This window comes from Nocardia sp. PLKS1-43 (assembly GCF_059510335.1).
In genome coordinates this window covers 808,767-823,470 of sequence record NZ_JCAJZQ010000002.1, presented here as the reverse complement: position 1 = coordinate 823,470, position 14,704 = coordinate 808,767, and the positions used below count along the sequence as shown (strand labels likewise).

The window sequence follows — 14,704 nt, the reverse complement described above, 5'->3', positions numbered from 1 at the left end:
GTCCTGGCACACCCGCACAAGGCGGTCGCGCCGTCCGTCAGAGCGGTGTGGCGGACCGGGCCGGACCGCGAACGCCGATCATCGGGTCCGGCACGGAGTCAGCGCAGGTCGTCGTTCCCCGGGGTGTCCGAATCGCCGAATCCGGTCTGCTCGGCCAGGAAACGCTCGAATTCCGCACCGAGCTCCTCTCCGGTCGGCAGATCGGCGTCACTGGCCAGCAGGCTGGACTGACGCTCCTGCGCGGTGACGAAGCTGTCGTACTGCCGCTCGAGCGCCTGCACGACCGTCTCCACCTCGGCATTACCCGCGATGTGCTCGTTCACCTGCTCGCGCACCCGCGCCGCCGCCTCGCCGAGCGCCGCCAGCGGCAGATCCAGCCCGGCATTGTCGGCGACGTTCTCCAGCAGGGTCTGCGCAGCCTCGGGATAGGCCGTCTGGGCCAGATAATGCGGCACGTGGACCGAGAATCCGATCGACTCGTGGCCGTGCTGCGCCATCCGGAACTCCAGCAGTGACGACGCACTGCCCGGTACCTGCAATTCGCCCGGCCAGCGCTGATGCTCACCGATCAGATCGCGGTCGCTGGCATGCGCGGTGACACCGAGCGGGCGGGTGTGCGGGATCGCCATCGGAATGGCGCTCAGGCCGATCGTGCGGCGTACGCCCAGTTGTTCGGCCAGCAGCCGCACCGCGGTCACGAACTTCTCCCAGCGCAGATCCGGTTCCAGGCCGGCCAGCAGCAGGAACGGGGTACCCGCGGTGTCCTTCACGGCCCAGAGGCTCAGCTCGGGCTCGGCGTAGTCGGAGAAGTGGTCGGTCTTGAATGTCATGAGCGGACGGCGCGAGCGGTAGTCGAGCAGCTCGTCCACATCGAAGGAGGCGACCAGTTCCGCCTCGAGACTCTCACGCAGATGGGTGGTCGCCAGGCGGACCGCGTGACCCGCGTCGGTGAAACCTTCCAGACCGTGTACCAGCACCGGACCCGCACCGTCGTCGGCCGACAGCTGCGGAGCGGGAAACTCCAGTTCGTACATTCGCGACTCGTAATCCTCCATCGCTTACTCCTTCCTGGGTGGTCCGCCACAACCGGTCGGCGGCGGGGTGGTGGCGAACCCGGCGCCGCCTGCCGATGTGGTCTTTCGGGACCACCTTCCATTGTCCCTCATACCCATTCGCGGCGACGCCGTCGGTCTCGCTTCGAGCGGCCGTGTTCGGGTGACAACATGTCGGCGGGCCATCTCATTCCGGGATTGTGGGCCGGATCTCGTTTCGGGTGGAGATACCCGGTTCCCACTCCGTCACAATTGCGCACACCCACGGCGTGCCCCCGGCGTGGCGGCGGAAACCGGGTGCGAGCATTGGGCATAGTGTGCCGAGTGAACGTGCCGGAGACTCCGGAGCCGGGGCCGCGCCGATTCGGGCTCGTCGGCGTCGCCGGGTGCGCGGCGCTGGGGCTGCTGCTGACCGCCTGCGGGTCCACCGTGTCCGGACATCCCGCCGCCGAATCCCGCCAGCCGACGGTGACCAGGCATATCGCCGCGGATCTGGGGTCGATGCTGCCGACCGCGGCGCAGTTCCCCGAGACGTATCCGCCTGTGGTGTTGTCCGGTTCGGATGCCATCGGCGCCGATGCCGATCTGCGCGGCATTCCCTCCGGAGCGGCGGTCGATCCACCGCAATGCGCGTCCCGGCCCCCGTCCGATCCGCAGCGCATCGCGGCGGCGGTCGGCACCGACGAGGACACCCGCGCGAGCATCACGGTCGAACTGATTCGTACCACCGACCCGCTCGCGCGCCTGCGTAACCTGTTGCGGCAGTGCGGAACGGTACGTGCCCAGCACGGGCCGATCACCAATACCGTTGTCACCCAATTGGATCCGGCCGCACCGGTGAACGCCGACGATTCGCTCGCCTGGCGTCGCACGGTGAGCGGTCAGCGTGGTGGTCCGGGGTTGACCCGGTCCATCCGCACTCTCGCGGCGCAGCTCGGCGATGTGCGGATCATCGCGACCTATCTCACCTTCGGCGAGGACGCACCCGATATGACGGCGCTGGACCAGGTGTTCACCGCCGCGGTGCAGGACGTCGGCAAGGGATGAGATGAGTCAGGCCATACGTGCCCGGTCGGAACCATAGCAGGCGGGTCCGACAGGAAATGCGCGGCGGCAGTCCGTCCGGGCGTTTGATGCACAGCCTCGCTATTGTCCCCAGGGCTGGTGAAAGGCCAGGTCGTCGAGGTCTTGCGGGGCGAGTCGGGGGGCATGGTCGGACACATGACGACCGCTATCGAACCCACACCGGCCGACGACGAATTCGCCGCGACATCCGCCGGATCGCCCGGCGATACCGATCGGGGCGCGAACGGGGCTCGGCCCGCGCTGCGGGCCGACGATCCGCGCGAGTGCATTGCCGCGGTGCCCGCGCTGCTCGGTTTCGTGCCACACCGATCGCTCGTGGTGTACCTGCTGCGACAGCCGCCGGGCGGGACCGGTCCGGCATCGCTGAGCGCGGTGGCCCGGCACGATCTGGAGCCGCCCGGCCGTGGCGGCTGGGCGCGGCTGGCCACCCATCTGACCACGCTCTGCGTGCGGGAGAACACCGTTGCCGTGCTCGCGTTGATCGTCGACGATCGCGCCGGTGCACCTCATGCGGGTACTCCCGGTGTGCGGTCGGGCCGACATCGCTACCTCATGCGCGCACTCGAACGAGCCCTGGCCGCCGAGCACATCATGTTGGACGAGGTGTGGGCGGTTCGCGAGATCGCCGCCGGGCAGCCGTGGTGGGCCGTCGAGGATCCCGCCGTCACCGGGGTGCAGTCCGATCCGGCCGCTTCACCGATCGCCCTGGCCGAGGCCGTGGACGGATACCGGATCAAGGCCTCGCGGGAAGATCTGGAGGCTCTGGTGGCGCTGGACGCGCAACTGTGCGCGGAAGTCCGGCCGGAGGTGGACCGAGCCGGACTGGTCGCGGGGCAGCGATTCCGCACCGCGATATTCCGCGATGAGCTGGATCGCTACCGACGAACCCTGCTGAACCGGGTACTCGATCGGGTCGCGGTCCTGGCTTCCGACGGTACGGTGGATGCCCGGGCGCTGGCGGAAACGGTTGTCGCACTGCGGGATCCGACCGTCCGGGATGCGGTGTTCGCCCTGGCCGGCGGCCATCGGGCCGAGGCCGCGGCGCGAATGTGGGCGCAGCTGTGTCGCGTCACCACGGGATCGGACCGGGCCGAGGCGGCCACCCTCTTCGGGTACAGCGCCTATACCCGGGGTGATGGCGTCCTCGCCGGCATCGCCCTGCGTGCGGCCCTGGAATCGGATCCGGATCACACCATCGCCCGATTGCTCGACACCGCGCTGGGCACGGGTATGCCGCCGCAGGAGGTTCGCAAACTGGCCTACAGCGGTCGCGCCAAGGCCGCCGAATTGGGCGTCGAGTTCGACCTGCGGGCCGATTGGCTGCGACCGTGAACGCCGGTGTCGAATGCTCGCCGGGCGCGGCGCTATCGGGCGCTGTGTGCGCGGTCGCCCAGCGACTGCAGGAAAGCCCAAGCGTCGGTGACGATCTCGTCGAGATCGTTGTGCTCCGGCTGCCAGCCCAATTCGGCGATGGCCCGCTCACTCGACGCGATCAGAACCGCCGGATCGCCCGCGCGGCGGGCGGCGTCGATCGAGGCGATCTGCCGGCCGGTGACTCGCTCACAGGCCGAGATCACCTGGCGCACGGAGAAACCCGTACCGCTGCCGAGATTGAAGATGCGGTGTTCGCCGGGGCGGGATTGCGCGAGTGCCAGCAGGTGTGCCTGCGCCAGATCCCGGATGTGGATGTAGTCGCGAACCGCGGTGCCGTCGTCGGTCGGGTAGTCGGTGCCGAAGACCGAGATCGACTCCCGATGGCCCAGAGCGGTCTGCAGGACGAGGGGGATGAGATGGGTTTCCACGAGGCGGTTCTCGCCGAGCCCGCCGTAGGCGCCGGCGACGTTGAAGTAGCGCAGACTCGTCGCGGCGAGTCCGTGTGCCACCGCGTAGGAGGTGATGGCGTGGTCGATCGCCAGCTTGGACGCACCGTAGGGGTTGGTCGGCCGGGCCGGGGCGGCCTCGGTGATCGGCACCTGTTCGGGCTCGCCGTACACCGCCGCGGTGGAGGAGAACACCAGCCGCGGGGTATCGGACCGGCGGATCGCGTCGAGCAGGGCGAGTGTCTTGACGACATTGCCGTGCCAGTACTTCTCCGGTTTCTGCACCGACTCACCGACCAACGATTGCGCTGCGAAATGCAGAACCCCGTCGAAGGACTCGGATTCGACGAGTTCCACGCCGACGGTGGCGATATCACCGTCGACGAATTTCGCACCGCTGGGCACGCCCTCGGCATTGCCGGTGGAGAGATCGTCGACCACGACCACGTCGTGACCGTCCTCGATCAGGACCTGGGCGCAGACGCCGCCGACATAGCCCGCGCCTCCGGTGACCAGAAGTTTCATATGTCAGACCAGCCTCACCTGGATGGCGTGCGCCATCTCGTCCGAGAGTTCGAATCCACCGTGACCGGGCACCGAGATGACCACCACACCCGGGCGGGTCTCGACGGTGACGCGGGCATCGGGCACCACGCCCACCTCCCGGAGCTGGCCGATGACCTCCGGATCGGTCTGGATGTGCTCGGACAGACGCCGCACCACAACCGCGACGATCTGACCGGGCGGCAGATCGGAGAGCCGGATCAGCTTCTCCTCCGCGGAACCCGCGTCGAGCACGCCGAGCTCGTCCAGGCCCGGAATCGGATTGCCGTAGGGGGAGGTGGTGGGGTTGTCCAGCACCTCGACCAGCCGGCGCTCGACGTCCTCGCTCATCACATGTTCCCAGCGGCAGGCCTCGGCGTGCACGTTCTGCCAGTCGAGCCCGATGACGTCCACCAGAAGTCGCTCGGCCAAGCGGTGCTTGCGCATCACCGCGACCGCCATGGACCGGCCCTTGTCGGTCAGCTCGAGGTGGCGGTCGCCCGCCACCAGCAGCAGCCCATCGCGTTCCATGCGGGCAACCGTCTGGCTCACCGTCGGTCCGCTCTGCTCGAGGCGTTCGGCGATGCGTGCGCGCAGCGGTGTGACACCCTCCTCCTCGAGGTCGTAAATGGTACGGAGATACATCTCCGTGGTGTCGACCAGATCCTTCACCTGTTACCCCTTCGTCGGCAAAGATTCTACCCACGCGCGGTCGCGGATTGGTGCGCGAGGATATTCGGCTTGTGCTGCGGAAACTCCGGGCTATCCGGGCACGGCCCGGCGCGGACGGAACCCGATGCGCCGCACTGCCTAGCCTTTCTACTGCATGGCAACGACAAAACGGGGCCGTCCCTTCCCGTGTTCGGCTGTGGGTCACGGCACGTCCGCCCGCAGGAAGGGTGCATTAGCGTGAGATTCATGGCAAGCGCACCGGCCGGCGACCCGGCGCTCGTGTGGACCGATCGGTTCCTGGATTACGCCTGGACACCGGAACATCCGATGAAACCCGCTCGACTGCGGTTCACGATGGCGCTCGCGCGGAGTCTCGGCCTGCTGGAGGGCGTCGAGACGCTCGCATCGTCGATCGCGGACGAGACGGACCTGCTGCGGATCCACACCCCCGCCTATCTGGACGCGGTGCGCCATGCGGTGCCGGCCGCGCCGGGCGTCCCGCTGCCGAGCACCGCGCCGTATGGGCTGGGGACACAGGACAATCCGGTGTTCCCGCACATGCACGAGGCGGCGTCGGTGATCGTCGGCGGCACATTGGCCGCGGCCGGCGAGATCGCGGCGGGCCGCACCCGGCGGGCGGTGAGCATCGGCGGCGGCATGCATCACGCGATGGCCGACTCGGCCGCGGGATTCTGCGTCTACAACGATGTGGCCGTTGCCATCTCGTGGCTGCTGGACCACGGTTTCGACCGCATCGCGTACGTCGATGTCGACGTCCACCACGGCGACGGTGTGCAGCGCGCCTTCTATGGGGACAAGCGGGTGCTGACCATCTCGGTCCACCAGCATCCGGCGACTCTGTGGCCCAATACCGGATGGCCCGAGGAGACCGGCGCGGGTGCGGGTGAAGGTTCGGCGATCAATCTCCCGCTGCTCCCGGGGACCCGGGATGCCCAGTGGTTGCGCGGTTTTCACGCCGTCGTGCCCGGCGCGCTGGCCGCCTTCCAGCCGCAGCTGCTGATCAGTCAGTGTGGTGTCGACACCCATCGGGAGGATCCGCTGGCGGATCTGGAGCTGAGCGTCGACGGGCAGAACGCGGCGTTCCGGGCGATGCGCGAGTGGGCCGATCGCTATGCGCAGGGCCGCTGGCTCGCGGTCGGCGGTGGGGGATACGGCCTGGTGCGGGTGGTGCCGCGCGCCTGGACCCATCTCCTGGCCGCGGTGCTGGACCGCGATATAGACCCGGCGACCGAGATTCCCGCGGACTGGCTCGCCCAAGTGCGCGCGTATGCGCCCGCGATCGAACCGCCGCGCACGATGAGTGACGGAACCGCGCCGGACTTTGTCCGCTGGGACGGTCCGGGCGGCGCTCCCGATTCCGGTGACGCGCGCGCCGATCGGGCGCAGCGCGCGGTCGACACCGCCGTACTGGCCACGCGCCGGGCAGCGTTCCCGCTGCTCGGCCTGGATCCGGAGGACCCCCGTGACTGACGCCGAGCACAGCACTCCGGCTCCGCAGCAGCCCCCCGCCTGGCTGGCCGAATTCGGTCCCGACACACCGCGGAACCCGCCACCTCCGCCGCAACACTGGTTCGCCGATGTGCTCGCCTCCGACGGCGGTGTGGTGCGGCTGCGCCCGATCACCCCCGACGACGCCGAGGCGATGGTGGCCTTCCACGGCCGGCTGTCCGATCGCACCCGCTATCTGCGCTACTTCGGCCCGTATCCGCGGATGACGCCCAAGGATCTGTACCGCACCACACATGTGGACTACCACGACCGGGTTGGCCTGGCGATCGAGCTGGGCGAGGTGATCATCGCGGTCGGGCGCTACGAGTTGCTCTCGGACCGGGAGGGTCCCCGTGCGGCGGAGGTGGCCTTCGTGGTCGCCGACGCGCATCAGGGCCGCGGTCTGGGCTCGATCCTGCTCGAACATCTGGCCGGTGCGGCGGCAGAGAACGACATCGAAACCTTCGTCGCGGAGGTTCTGGCCGAGAACAACACGATGGTGACCGTCTTCCGGGACGCGGGATATCAGATGCAGCGCAGCCGGGACGGGTCGGTGCTGCACTTGGAATTCGCCATCGATCCCACCGAAGCGTTGCTGTCGGTGCGTGATTCACGCGAACGGGCCTCCGAGGCCCGCAGTGTCGGCAATCTGCTGCATCCGAAGTCGATCGCGGTCATCGGCGCCACGCCGTCCGCGGGCCGGGTCGGCGGTGCGGTGCTCGCCAATCTGCTGTCCGGGGTGTTCCAGGGGCCGGTATTCCCGGTGAATCCGAACCGCGGCTCGGTGCGCGGAGTGCGGGCCTACAACACTGTTCGCGACATCCCGGACGAGGTGGATCTGGCAGTGGTCGCGGTGCCGGCCGTGGAGATCTCCGCGGTGCTCGACGACTGTATGGCCAAGGGCGTCAAGGGACTTGTCGTGCTGACCGCCGGATTCTCCGAAACCGGTCCGGCGGGCTACGCGGCCGAACGCGACCTGGTGGCCGCGGCCCGGGGGCACGGCATGCGGGTGGTGGGCCCGAGTGCGCTCGGGATCGCCAATACCGATCCCGCGGTCTCGCTGAACGCCACGCTGGCCTCGGTCATGCCAGGGCGCGGCCGGGTCGGATTCTTCTGTCAGTCCGGACCGTTGGGCGCGGCGATCCTCGCCGAGGCCGCCGCGCGGCGGCTCGGGTTGTCCACCTTCGTCTCGGCGGGTAACCGCGCCGATGTGTCGGGTAATGATCTGCTGCAGTACTGGGACACCGACCCGGACACCGATGTGGTGCTGCTGTACCTGGAGACGTTCGGCAATCCACGCAAGTTCTCCCGGATCGCGCGGCGGGTCGCGCGTGCGAAACCCATTGTGGCCGTGAGCAGTGGCCGCAACGCCTCCCGCACCACACCGCCCTCCCAGCTGGAACGCTCGGTGGAGCGGGACCTGTTCGCGCAGGCGGGAATCGTGCAGGTCGACACGATCTCCGAACTTTTCGACTGCGCGATGCTGCTGGCCTATCAACCGCTGCCCGCCGGGCCACGGCTGGCGGTGATCGGCAACAGTGCCGCTCTGGGGTGGCTGGCGGTGGACGCGGCGCGCGGCGCGGAACTCGAGGTGCGCGATCCGGTGGATCTCGGGCCGCAGGCCGGACCGGAGGATTTCCTCGCGGCCGTGGCGACAGCCGTGGCGTCCGCGGAGGTCGACGCCGTGATCGTGATCTTCGCGCCGCCGGTGCCGACCGCGGTGCCCGCCTATGCCGAGGCGATTCGATCCGGCGCCGAATCCGCCATCGCCAAACCGGTGCTGACGACGTTCGTCGCCGATCACGGAATGCCGAATCTGCTCGCCACCCGGGGGACCGGCGGTATGGTCCGCAGCGGGTCCATTCCGTCCTATCCGGACCCCGAACGCGCGGCGCGGGCGCTGGGCCGCGTGCAGCGTTATGCCGAGTGGCGCAACACACCGGTCTCGCTTACCCGGCGACCCGACGGATTGGATATCGAACGGGCGCGAAACCTGGTCCAGCGCTGGATGACCCGTTCGCCCGAGGGAGGCTGGCTCGGCGATCTCGAGGCGGTGGAACTGCTGGACTGCTACGGCATCGGCATTGTCGAGTTCCGTGAGGTTCGCGATGCCGCCTCGGCGGAGGCGGCGGCCGAGGAACTCGGTTATCCGGTCGCGGCCAAGGCGACCGGTGAGTTGTGGCGCAACCGTTCGGATCTCAACGGTGTGCGACTGGATCTGTGGCGGCCCTCGGCTGTGCAGCGTGCCTACGACGACCTGGCCGAGGTGTCGGGCAACGCGGTCGTGCACATTCAACGGATGGCCACCAAGGGAGTCGGCTGTGTGCTGCGTGTCCAGGACGATCCGTCGTTCGGATCGGTGATCAGCTTCGGATTGTCCGGCATGATCATCGATCTGCTGGGTGATCGCGTCTATCGCGCACTCCCGTTGTCGGAGGCCGAATCGATCGCTCTGATCGACGCGCCGCGCGCCGCGCCGCTACTGGACGGCCGGGCCGGGGTGGCCGGCAGAACCATCGGCGAACCGGCGGACAAGGCCGCTCTTTCCGAACTGGCGCAACGCATTTCGGCCCTGTGCGATGACCTGCCGGAGGTGCGTGAGTTGGCGATCGAGCCGATTCTTGCCTCACCGGCGGGCGCCGCGGTCCTGTACGGACGCGTCCGGATCGGACCCGAGCCCAATCACTTCGACATCGGCCCGCGCCGTTTGGGGTGAGCACCGAGGGCCGCGGCCGTCACCCGATCAGGCGGGACAGGTCAGGTCCGCGCTGGTCCGGTGGATCGCCGACGTCGGAGATGCCGACGACGAAGGGGAGGCGAACGAGTTGCGGAAGGTGAAGGCGTAGCCGGTCGGGCCGTGTGCACGCAGGTGAGTGATGCGCTGTTCGGCCTCGGCCACGGTCGGCAGGTGGCCGGCCGGCACCCACCACAGCGCCTGGTACGCCTCGGACATCGTTTCGAACCAGCCGCGGCGCTGACGCATGATCCGCACATGGTCGCTGCGGTAGACGAATTCGGTGAGCGACGTCATCGATGACCACACGCTCATATTGACGATCAGCCGATCGTCGTCGAGCAGCCGGATGGCGGTCGCGTCGCCGTCCTCGGTTTGCAGACGCCAGACGAAACCGGGCGCGGCATCGGCAAGTGCGTTGATCTCGTCCAGCGCGGCGACGAAACCGGACAGCCGGGCGGAGGTGAGTGGTTCGAGGGGGAGGGCGATGTTCACTTGGGCGAGGTGATGGCCGGTCATGAGACGAGCGTAACCCAGAAGTGAGGAGATCTTCTCAGTATGGCGAATGTGTGGTCTGCGGGGCCCGGCAACGCGGCGCCGGTGGAGCGGTGGTCGATACTGGACCCCATGCGCGAAGATCAGATCGAAACTGCCACCGCGCCGCTGCGGGACGATATTCGCTTCCTGGGAGCGATCCTGGGCGAGACGATCAGAGATCACGAAGGCCCCGAGGTCTTCGATCTCATCGAACGGGTCCGGGTCGAGGCGTTCCGGGTTCGCCGATCGGAGGTGGAGCGAAGTGCGGTCGCGGATATGGTGCGCGACACCGATATTCGCACGGCGCTTCCGCTGATCCGGGCGTTCAGCCACTTCCTGTTGCTGGCCAATCTGGCCGAGGATCTGCAACGCGATCGGCGCCGCGCGGTGCATCTGGCGGCCGGGGAGCCGCCGCAGGACTCCAGCCTGGCGGCCACCTACCGCAAACTCGACGCCGCGCGCCCCGACGGCGCACTGGTCGCAGATCTGCTCGACGACGCGGTGATGTCACCGGTCATCACCGCGCATCCGACCGAGACGCGCCGCCGGACCGTGTTCGACGTACAGTCCCGGATCACCGATCTGATGCGCGAGCGCCAGCGCTACGCGCCGGACGAACCGCGGTACGCGCAAGTGGAGACCCGCTTGCGCCGCCAGGTGCTCACCCTGTGGCGGACCGCGCTGATCCGTTTGGCGCGCTTGCGGATTCAGGACGAGATCGAGGTCGGGCTGCGTTACTACGATCTCACGCTGCTCGAGGTGATACCGCGGATCAACGCCGATGTGCGCGCCGCACTGCGGGCTCGCTGGCCGGAATACGAACTGCTGCAACGCCCGATCCTGCGGCCGGGTTCCTGGATCGGCGGCGATCGGGACGGCAATCCGAACGTCATCGGAGAGGTCGTGCGGCGAGCCACCCACCGTGCCGGCGCGGTGGCCTTCGGGCACTATCTGACCGAATTGGTCGGTCTGGAGAAGACGTTGTCACTGTCGGTCCGCCTGGCTGCGGTGACCGATGATCTGGCCCGTCTGGCCGAGGCGTCGTTCGACGATTCGCCGCAGCGTGCGGACGAGCCGTACCGCCGTGCCGTGCACGGCATCCGCATTCGCCTCACCGCCACCGCGCATCGCGCTCTGGGGGAGATCCCCGCAGGCGGGGTCGACCTCGACGCCGTTGCCGGCGGGGTCGAGCCCTACGCCACCGCCCAGGAGTTACTGGACGATCTGGCCGTGGTGGACGCCTCGCTGCGTGCCTCCGGTGACGGCCTGCTCGCCGACGATCGGCTGGCCGCGTTGCGCGGTGCGGTCGAGACGTTCGGATTCCACCTGCAGGGCCTGGATATGCGGCAGAACTCCGAGGTGCACGAGCAGGTGGTCGCCGAACTGCTGGCCTGGGCCGGAGTTCACGCCGATTACGCGAGCCTGCCCGAGGACCGCCGCGTGGAACTGCTCGCGACCGAACTCGCCACCCGCCGCCCTCTGCTGGGGCCCGGCGCGCGGCTGAGCGATCTGGCCGCAAAGGAACTTGGTGTGCTGCGTGCGGCCAAAGCCGCGCTGGACGATCTGGGCCCGGATACCGTGCCCAACTACGTCATCAGCATGTGCACCTCGGTCAGCGACCTGCTCGAAGCGGCGCTGCTGCTGAAAGAGGCCGGCATCCTCGATCCCGGCGATGCGGAGGTCCCGCCGAGCAGTCCGGCGGGAGTGGTGCCGCTGTTCGAAACCATCGAGGACCTGCGCCAGGGTGCGCAGACTCTGGTCGCGGCGCTGGAAGTGCCCGCGTATCACCGGCTGGTGGCCGCCCGGGGCATGCGGCAGGAGGTCATGCTCGGCTACTCGGATTCCAACAAGGACGGCGGCTATCTGGCCGCGAACTGGGCGTTGTACCGGGCCGAACTGGATCTGGTGGAGGCCGCGCGCAAGACCGGAATCCGGCTGCGGCTGTTCCATGGTCGCGGCGGCACGGTCGGGCGCGGTGGCGGACGCAGTTACGACGCCATCCTCGCGCAGCCGGCCGGGGCGGTGCGCGGTTCGCTGCGGCTCACCGAACAGGGCGAGGTCATCTCCACCAAGTACGCCGAACAGGGCACGGCCTACCGAAATCTGGAAGCGCTGGTCGCGGGCACGCTGGAGTCGACGCTGCTGGATGTGGAGGGTTTGGGCGCGGACGCCGAACCGGCCTACGAACTGTTCGACGAACTGGCCGAGCTGGCCCGGACGGCGTACGCCCGGCTGGTTCACGAGACACCGGGCTTCGTGGAGTACTTCCGTGCCTCGACTCCGATCGCCGAGGTCGGGGATCTCAATCTGGGCAGCCGGCCCGCCTCGCGTAAACCGACCAGCTCGGTCGGTGATCTGCGGGCGATCCCGTGGGTGATGGCGTGGAGCCAGTCGCGGGTGATGCTGCCCGGCTGGTACGGGACCGGTACCGCGATCGAGCAGTGGGCGGGCGAGGATCCGAAGCGAATGGCGGTTCTTGCCGATCTGTACCGGCGTTGGCCGTTCTTCCGGACCGTCATGTCGAACCTCGCTCAGGTGATGGCCAAGGCCGATCTGGACATCGCCGCGCGCTACGCGGAACTGGTCGAGGACGACACGTTGCGCGACACCATTTTCGGCATGATCCGCGAAGAATTCGACCGCACCGTGCGCATGCACGCGGCCGTCACCGGTAGTGACCACCTGCTGGCCGACAACCCGGCTCTGGCCGAATCGATTCGCAACCGCTTCCCGTACCTCGAACCGCTCAACCAGATGCAGGTCGAACTCTTGCGCCGCCGCCGTGCCGGTGACGACTCCGAATTGGTCGAACGTGGCATCTTGCTGACCATGAACGGACTCGCGACCGCGCTGCGGAATTCGGGATAGCCGATCGTCGCGGTCACCGTCGAAATCACGCTCGACCTGCCTGAGGTGCCCGCCGAGAACGTTCGCGCGTGCCCGGACGGTCGGCAGTGTCTGCCGCTCGCCGGAACCGATTGCCGCACTGTGCGGTTCGGGCCGTTCGCGTTTTTCGTGAACGAATCGTCCGAGTGGCTCGCTCGGTGGAAAAATAGGTAGGATTTTCCCTACGGTTGACAGGTAGGTAATAGCCTACCTATGGTGACGGACATGGCTCAGCAGATCGACCGTGCGGACGCGGACCGAATCTTCGCCGCGCTGGCGAGTCCCACGCGGCGGGAGATTTTGGAGATGTTGCTCGACGGCGAGCGGACCGTGCAGGTCATTGCCGAGCGCTTCGAGATGACCCGACCGAGCGTGTCCGAACACCTGCGGGTGCTGCGAGACTGCGGGCTCGTCGGAGAGGACAAGCGCGGGCGTTACCGGTACTACCGCGTCGAGCCCGAACCGCTGCACGAATTGCGGACCTGGCTGAGCCCCTTCGAGCGCTATTGGCGTGCGCGGTTGCGCGCCCTCGGCGATGTGCTCGACACCATGCCCGACGATCCGGATGACACCGAGGAGTGACCGTGAGCGAGACCGCGATAGAACTGGACCACTACTATCCGCACCCGCCCGAGAAGGTGTGGCGGGCGCTCACCACTCCGACGCTGATGGCGCGGTGGATGATGGAACCGGTCGGCTTCGAACCCGTTGCGGGCAATACCTTCGAGATGAAGACCCACCCCATGCCGGGCCAGAATTTCTCCGGCCACATCCGCGGCGAGGTGCTCGAGGTCGCCGCCCCCGAACTGTTGCGCATGACCTGGAACGATGCTCAGGCCGACGCTCCGACCGGCTGGATCATCACCTGGCGGCTGCGCCCGGAAGGCCACGGAACCCGTATCCTGTTCAGCCACACCGGCTTCGACCCGGACAACCCGCTCATGCGGCGCGCCCGCTCCATCATGAGCCCTGGCTGGTCCGGCATGCACGACAAGCTGGAAACCGTGCTGGGCCAAGAGGATTGAACTCCGTTTGCCGCGGTCAGGACCCCGAGACCGGGACGATGTCGGCGACTATGCGGTGGATGGTCCCGTCCGGGATATCGAAGGTTTCGGTGATGCCGACCGTGACCAGGCGCTGCCCGGCCAAACCCGAGTCCAGGTGATAACGCGCGGTCACCACATCGCCCGCGGTGCTCAGCCGGACGTCGTAGATGCGCTGAACGAGCTGGTATTGCGGACCGGTGTCCAGGTCGTGGGTGAGTTGTGCGCCGGAGTAACCGGTCTGGATACCGGCCTCCACGCGAGTGCAATCGGGCGCGAACGGGACATCGGCGGCATCGTGGGAGGTCAGCGCCTCGATATAGGCCATCGCGATGGCCTCGCGCTGGTTGGCGGGTGCGGCGACAGCACTGGGCGTGGCGGCCAGTGCGGCCAGCAGGGGTAGCGCCAGAACTGAAACCTGTTTCCATTGCATGGAGCGATCGTAGGAGATCGCGCCTCGCCGGGACAGCGCAGCCGACCAACGCTCAGCTATCGCGCACCTCAACACCACGCCAGAACGCCACGTAGTCCTTGATGTTCTCGGCCGCGGGCAGTGGGTCGGGGTAGTACCAGGCCGCGTCCGCGTTCTTCGTCCCGTCGACCGCGACCGTGTAGTAGCTGGCCCGGCCCTTCCATCCGCAGATGGTGTGCCTCTCCGACGTCTCGAAGAACCGCCGATCGATCGACTCAGGCGGAAAGTAGTGATTGCCCTCGACGACGATCGTGGCGTCGCTCTCGGCGAGCTGCTGTCCGTTCCAGATGGCTACCGTCATGTAATCCATTGTGCCGCAATCGATCATCCAGGCAACCGAAGAACGGCTA

Annotated in this window: 13 protein-coding genes; 7 read left to right on the top strand and 6 right to left on the bottom strand. The window is 68.0% G+C overall.

Annotated elements, in window-relative coordinates:
• Positions 1–98 precede the first annotated feature (98 nt).
• Positions 99–1,055: a proteasome assembly chaperone family protein gene (locus tag AC5WS7_RS11640; protein ID WP_495954427.1), complete on the bottom strand. Its 957-nt coding sequence runs from the start codon at positions 1,053–1,055 to the stop codon at positions 99–101.
• A gap of 321 nt (positions 1,056–1,376) precedes the next feature.
• On the opposite strand from AC5WS7_RS11640, the gene AC5WS7_RS11635 reads away from it, so the two are divergent.
• Positions 1,377–2,099 (top strand): sensor domain-containing protein, encoded by a 723-nt coding sequence (locus AC5WS7_RS11635; RefSeq protein WP_495954426.1) that lies wholly within the window; start codon positions 1,377–1,379, stop codon positions 2,097–2,099.
• Between the two features lie 174 nt (positions 2,100–2,273).
• Positions 2,274–3,470 (top strand): DUF4192 domain-containing protein, encoded by a 1,197-nt coding sequence (locus tag AC5WS7_RS11630; RefSeq protein ID WP_495954425.1) that lies wholly within the window; start codon positions 2,274–2,276, stop codon positions 3,468–3,470.
• A 32-nt stretch (positions 3,471–3,502) separates the two neighbouring features.
• Here the strand turns inward: AC5WS7_RS11630 and galE are convergent, their stop codons facing one another.
• Both galE and AC5WS7_RS11620 read right to left on the bottom strand, forming a co-directional pair.
• Positions 3,503–4,483 carry a UDP-glucose 4-epimerase GalE gene (gene galE / locus AC5WS7_RS11625; RefSeq protein WP_495954424.1) on the bottom strand — a complete coding sequence of 327 codons (981 nt, stop codon included), beginning with the start codon at positions 4,481–4,483 and terminating at the stop codon, positions 3,503–3,505.
• 3 nt (positions 4,484–4,486) lie between these two features.
• Positions 4,487–5,173 carry an iron-dependent transcriptional repressor DtxR gene (locus tag AC5WS7_RS11620; RefSeq protein WP_495954423.1) on the bottom strand — a complete coding sequence of 229 codons (687 nt, stop codon included), beginning with the start codon at positions 5,171–5,173 and terminating at the stop codon, positions 4,487–4,489.
• 246 nt (positions 5,174–5,419) lie between these two features.
• On the opposite strand from AC5WS7_RS11620, the gene AC5WS7_RS11615 reads away from it, so the two are divergent.
• Complete coding sequence (locus tag AC5WS7_RS11615) at positions 5,420–6,664, top strand: acetoin utilization protein AcuC (protein WP_495954422.1); 1,245 nt, start codon at positions 5,420–5,422, stop codon at positions 6,662–6,664.
• Between the two features lie 43 nt (positions 6,665–6,707).
• On the top strand, positions 6,708–9,398 hold the full coding sequence (locus AC5WS7_RS11610) for a bifunctional acetate--CoA ligase family protein/GNAT family N-acetyltransferase (protein ID WP_495954544.1): 2,691 nt from the start codon (positions 6,708–6,710) through the stop codon (positions 9,396–9,398).
• Between the two features lie 27 nt (positions 9,399–9,425).
• Here the strand turns inward: AC5WS7_RS11610 and AC5WS7_RS11605 are convergent, their stop codons facing one another.
• Positions 9,426–9,935 (bottom strand): DUF3291 domain-containing protein, encoded by a 510-nt coding sequence (locus AC5WS7_RS11605; protein WP_495954421.1) that lies wholly within the window; start codon positions 9,933–9,935, stop codon positions 9,426–9,428.
• A 108-nt stretch (positions 9,936–10,043) separates the two neighbouring features.
• Between AC5WS7_RS11605 and ppc the strand changes: the two genes are divergently transcribed.
• The 3 genes from ppc to AC5WS7_RS11590 all read left to right on the top strand — a co-directional run bounded on the left by ppc (position 10,044) and on the right by AC5WS7_RS11590 (position 13,864).
• A complete protein-coding gene (gene ppc / locus AC5WS7_RS11600; protein WP_495954420.1) occupies positions 10,044–12,821 on the top strand; it encodes a phosphoenolpyruvate carboxylase in 2,778 nt (925 codons plus the stop codon).
• A gap of 243 nt (positions 12,822–13,064) precedes the next feature.
• Positions 13,065–13,421 (top strand): ArsR/SmtB family transcription factor, encoded by a 357-nt coding sequence (locus AC5WS7_RS11595; protein ID WP_495954419.1) that lies wholly within the window; start codon positions 13,065–13,067, stop codon positions 13,419–13,421.
• A 2-nt stretch (positions 13,422–13,423) separates the two neighbouring features.
• Positions 13,424–13,864, top strand: a complete 441-nt coding sequence (locus AC5WS7_RS11590) for an SRPBCC family protein (RefSeq protein WP_495954418.1) — start codon at positions 13,424–13,426, stop codon at positions 13,862–13,864.
• Positions 13,865–13,880: 16 nt separating this feature from the next.
• On the opposite strand, the gene AC5WS7_RS11585 is transcribed toward AC5WS7_RS11590, so the two are convergent.
• A complete protein-coding gene (locus AC5WS7_RS11585; protein ID WP_495954417.1) occupies positions 13,881–14,315 on the bottom strand; it encodes a DUF8021 domain-containing protein in 435 nt (144 codons plus the stop codon).
• A gap of 52 nt (positions 14,316–14,367) precedes the next feature.
• Positions 14,368–14,655, bottom strand: coding sequence for a DUF427 domain-containing protein (locus AC5WS7_RS11580; protein WP_495954416.1), 288 nt, complete (start codon positions 14,653–14,655; stop codon positions 14,368–14,370).
• Positions 14,656–14,704 lie beyond the last annotated feature (49 nt).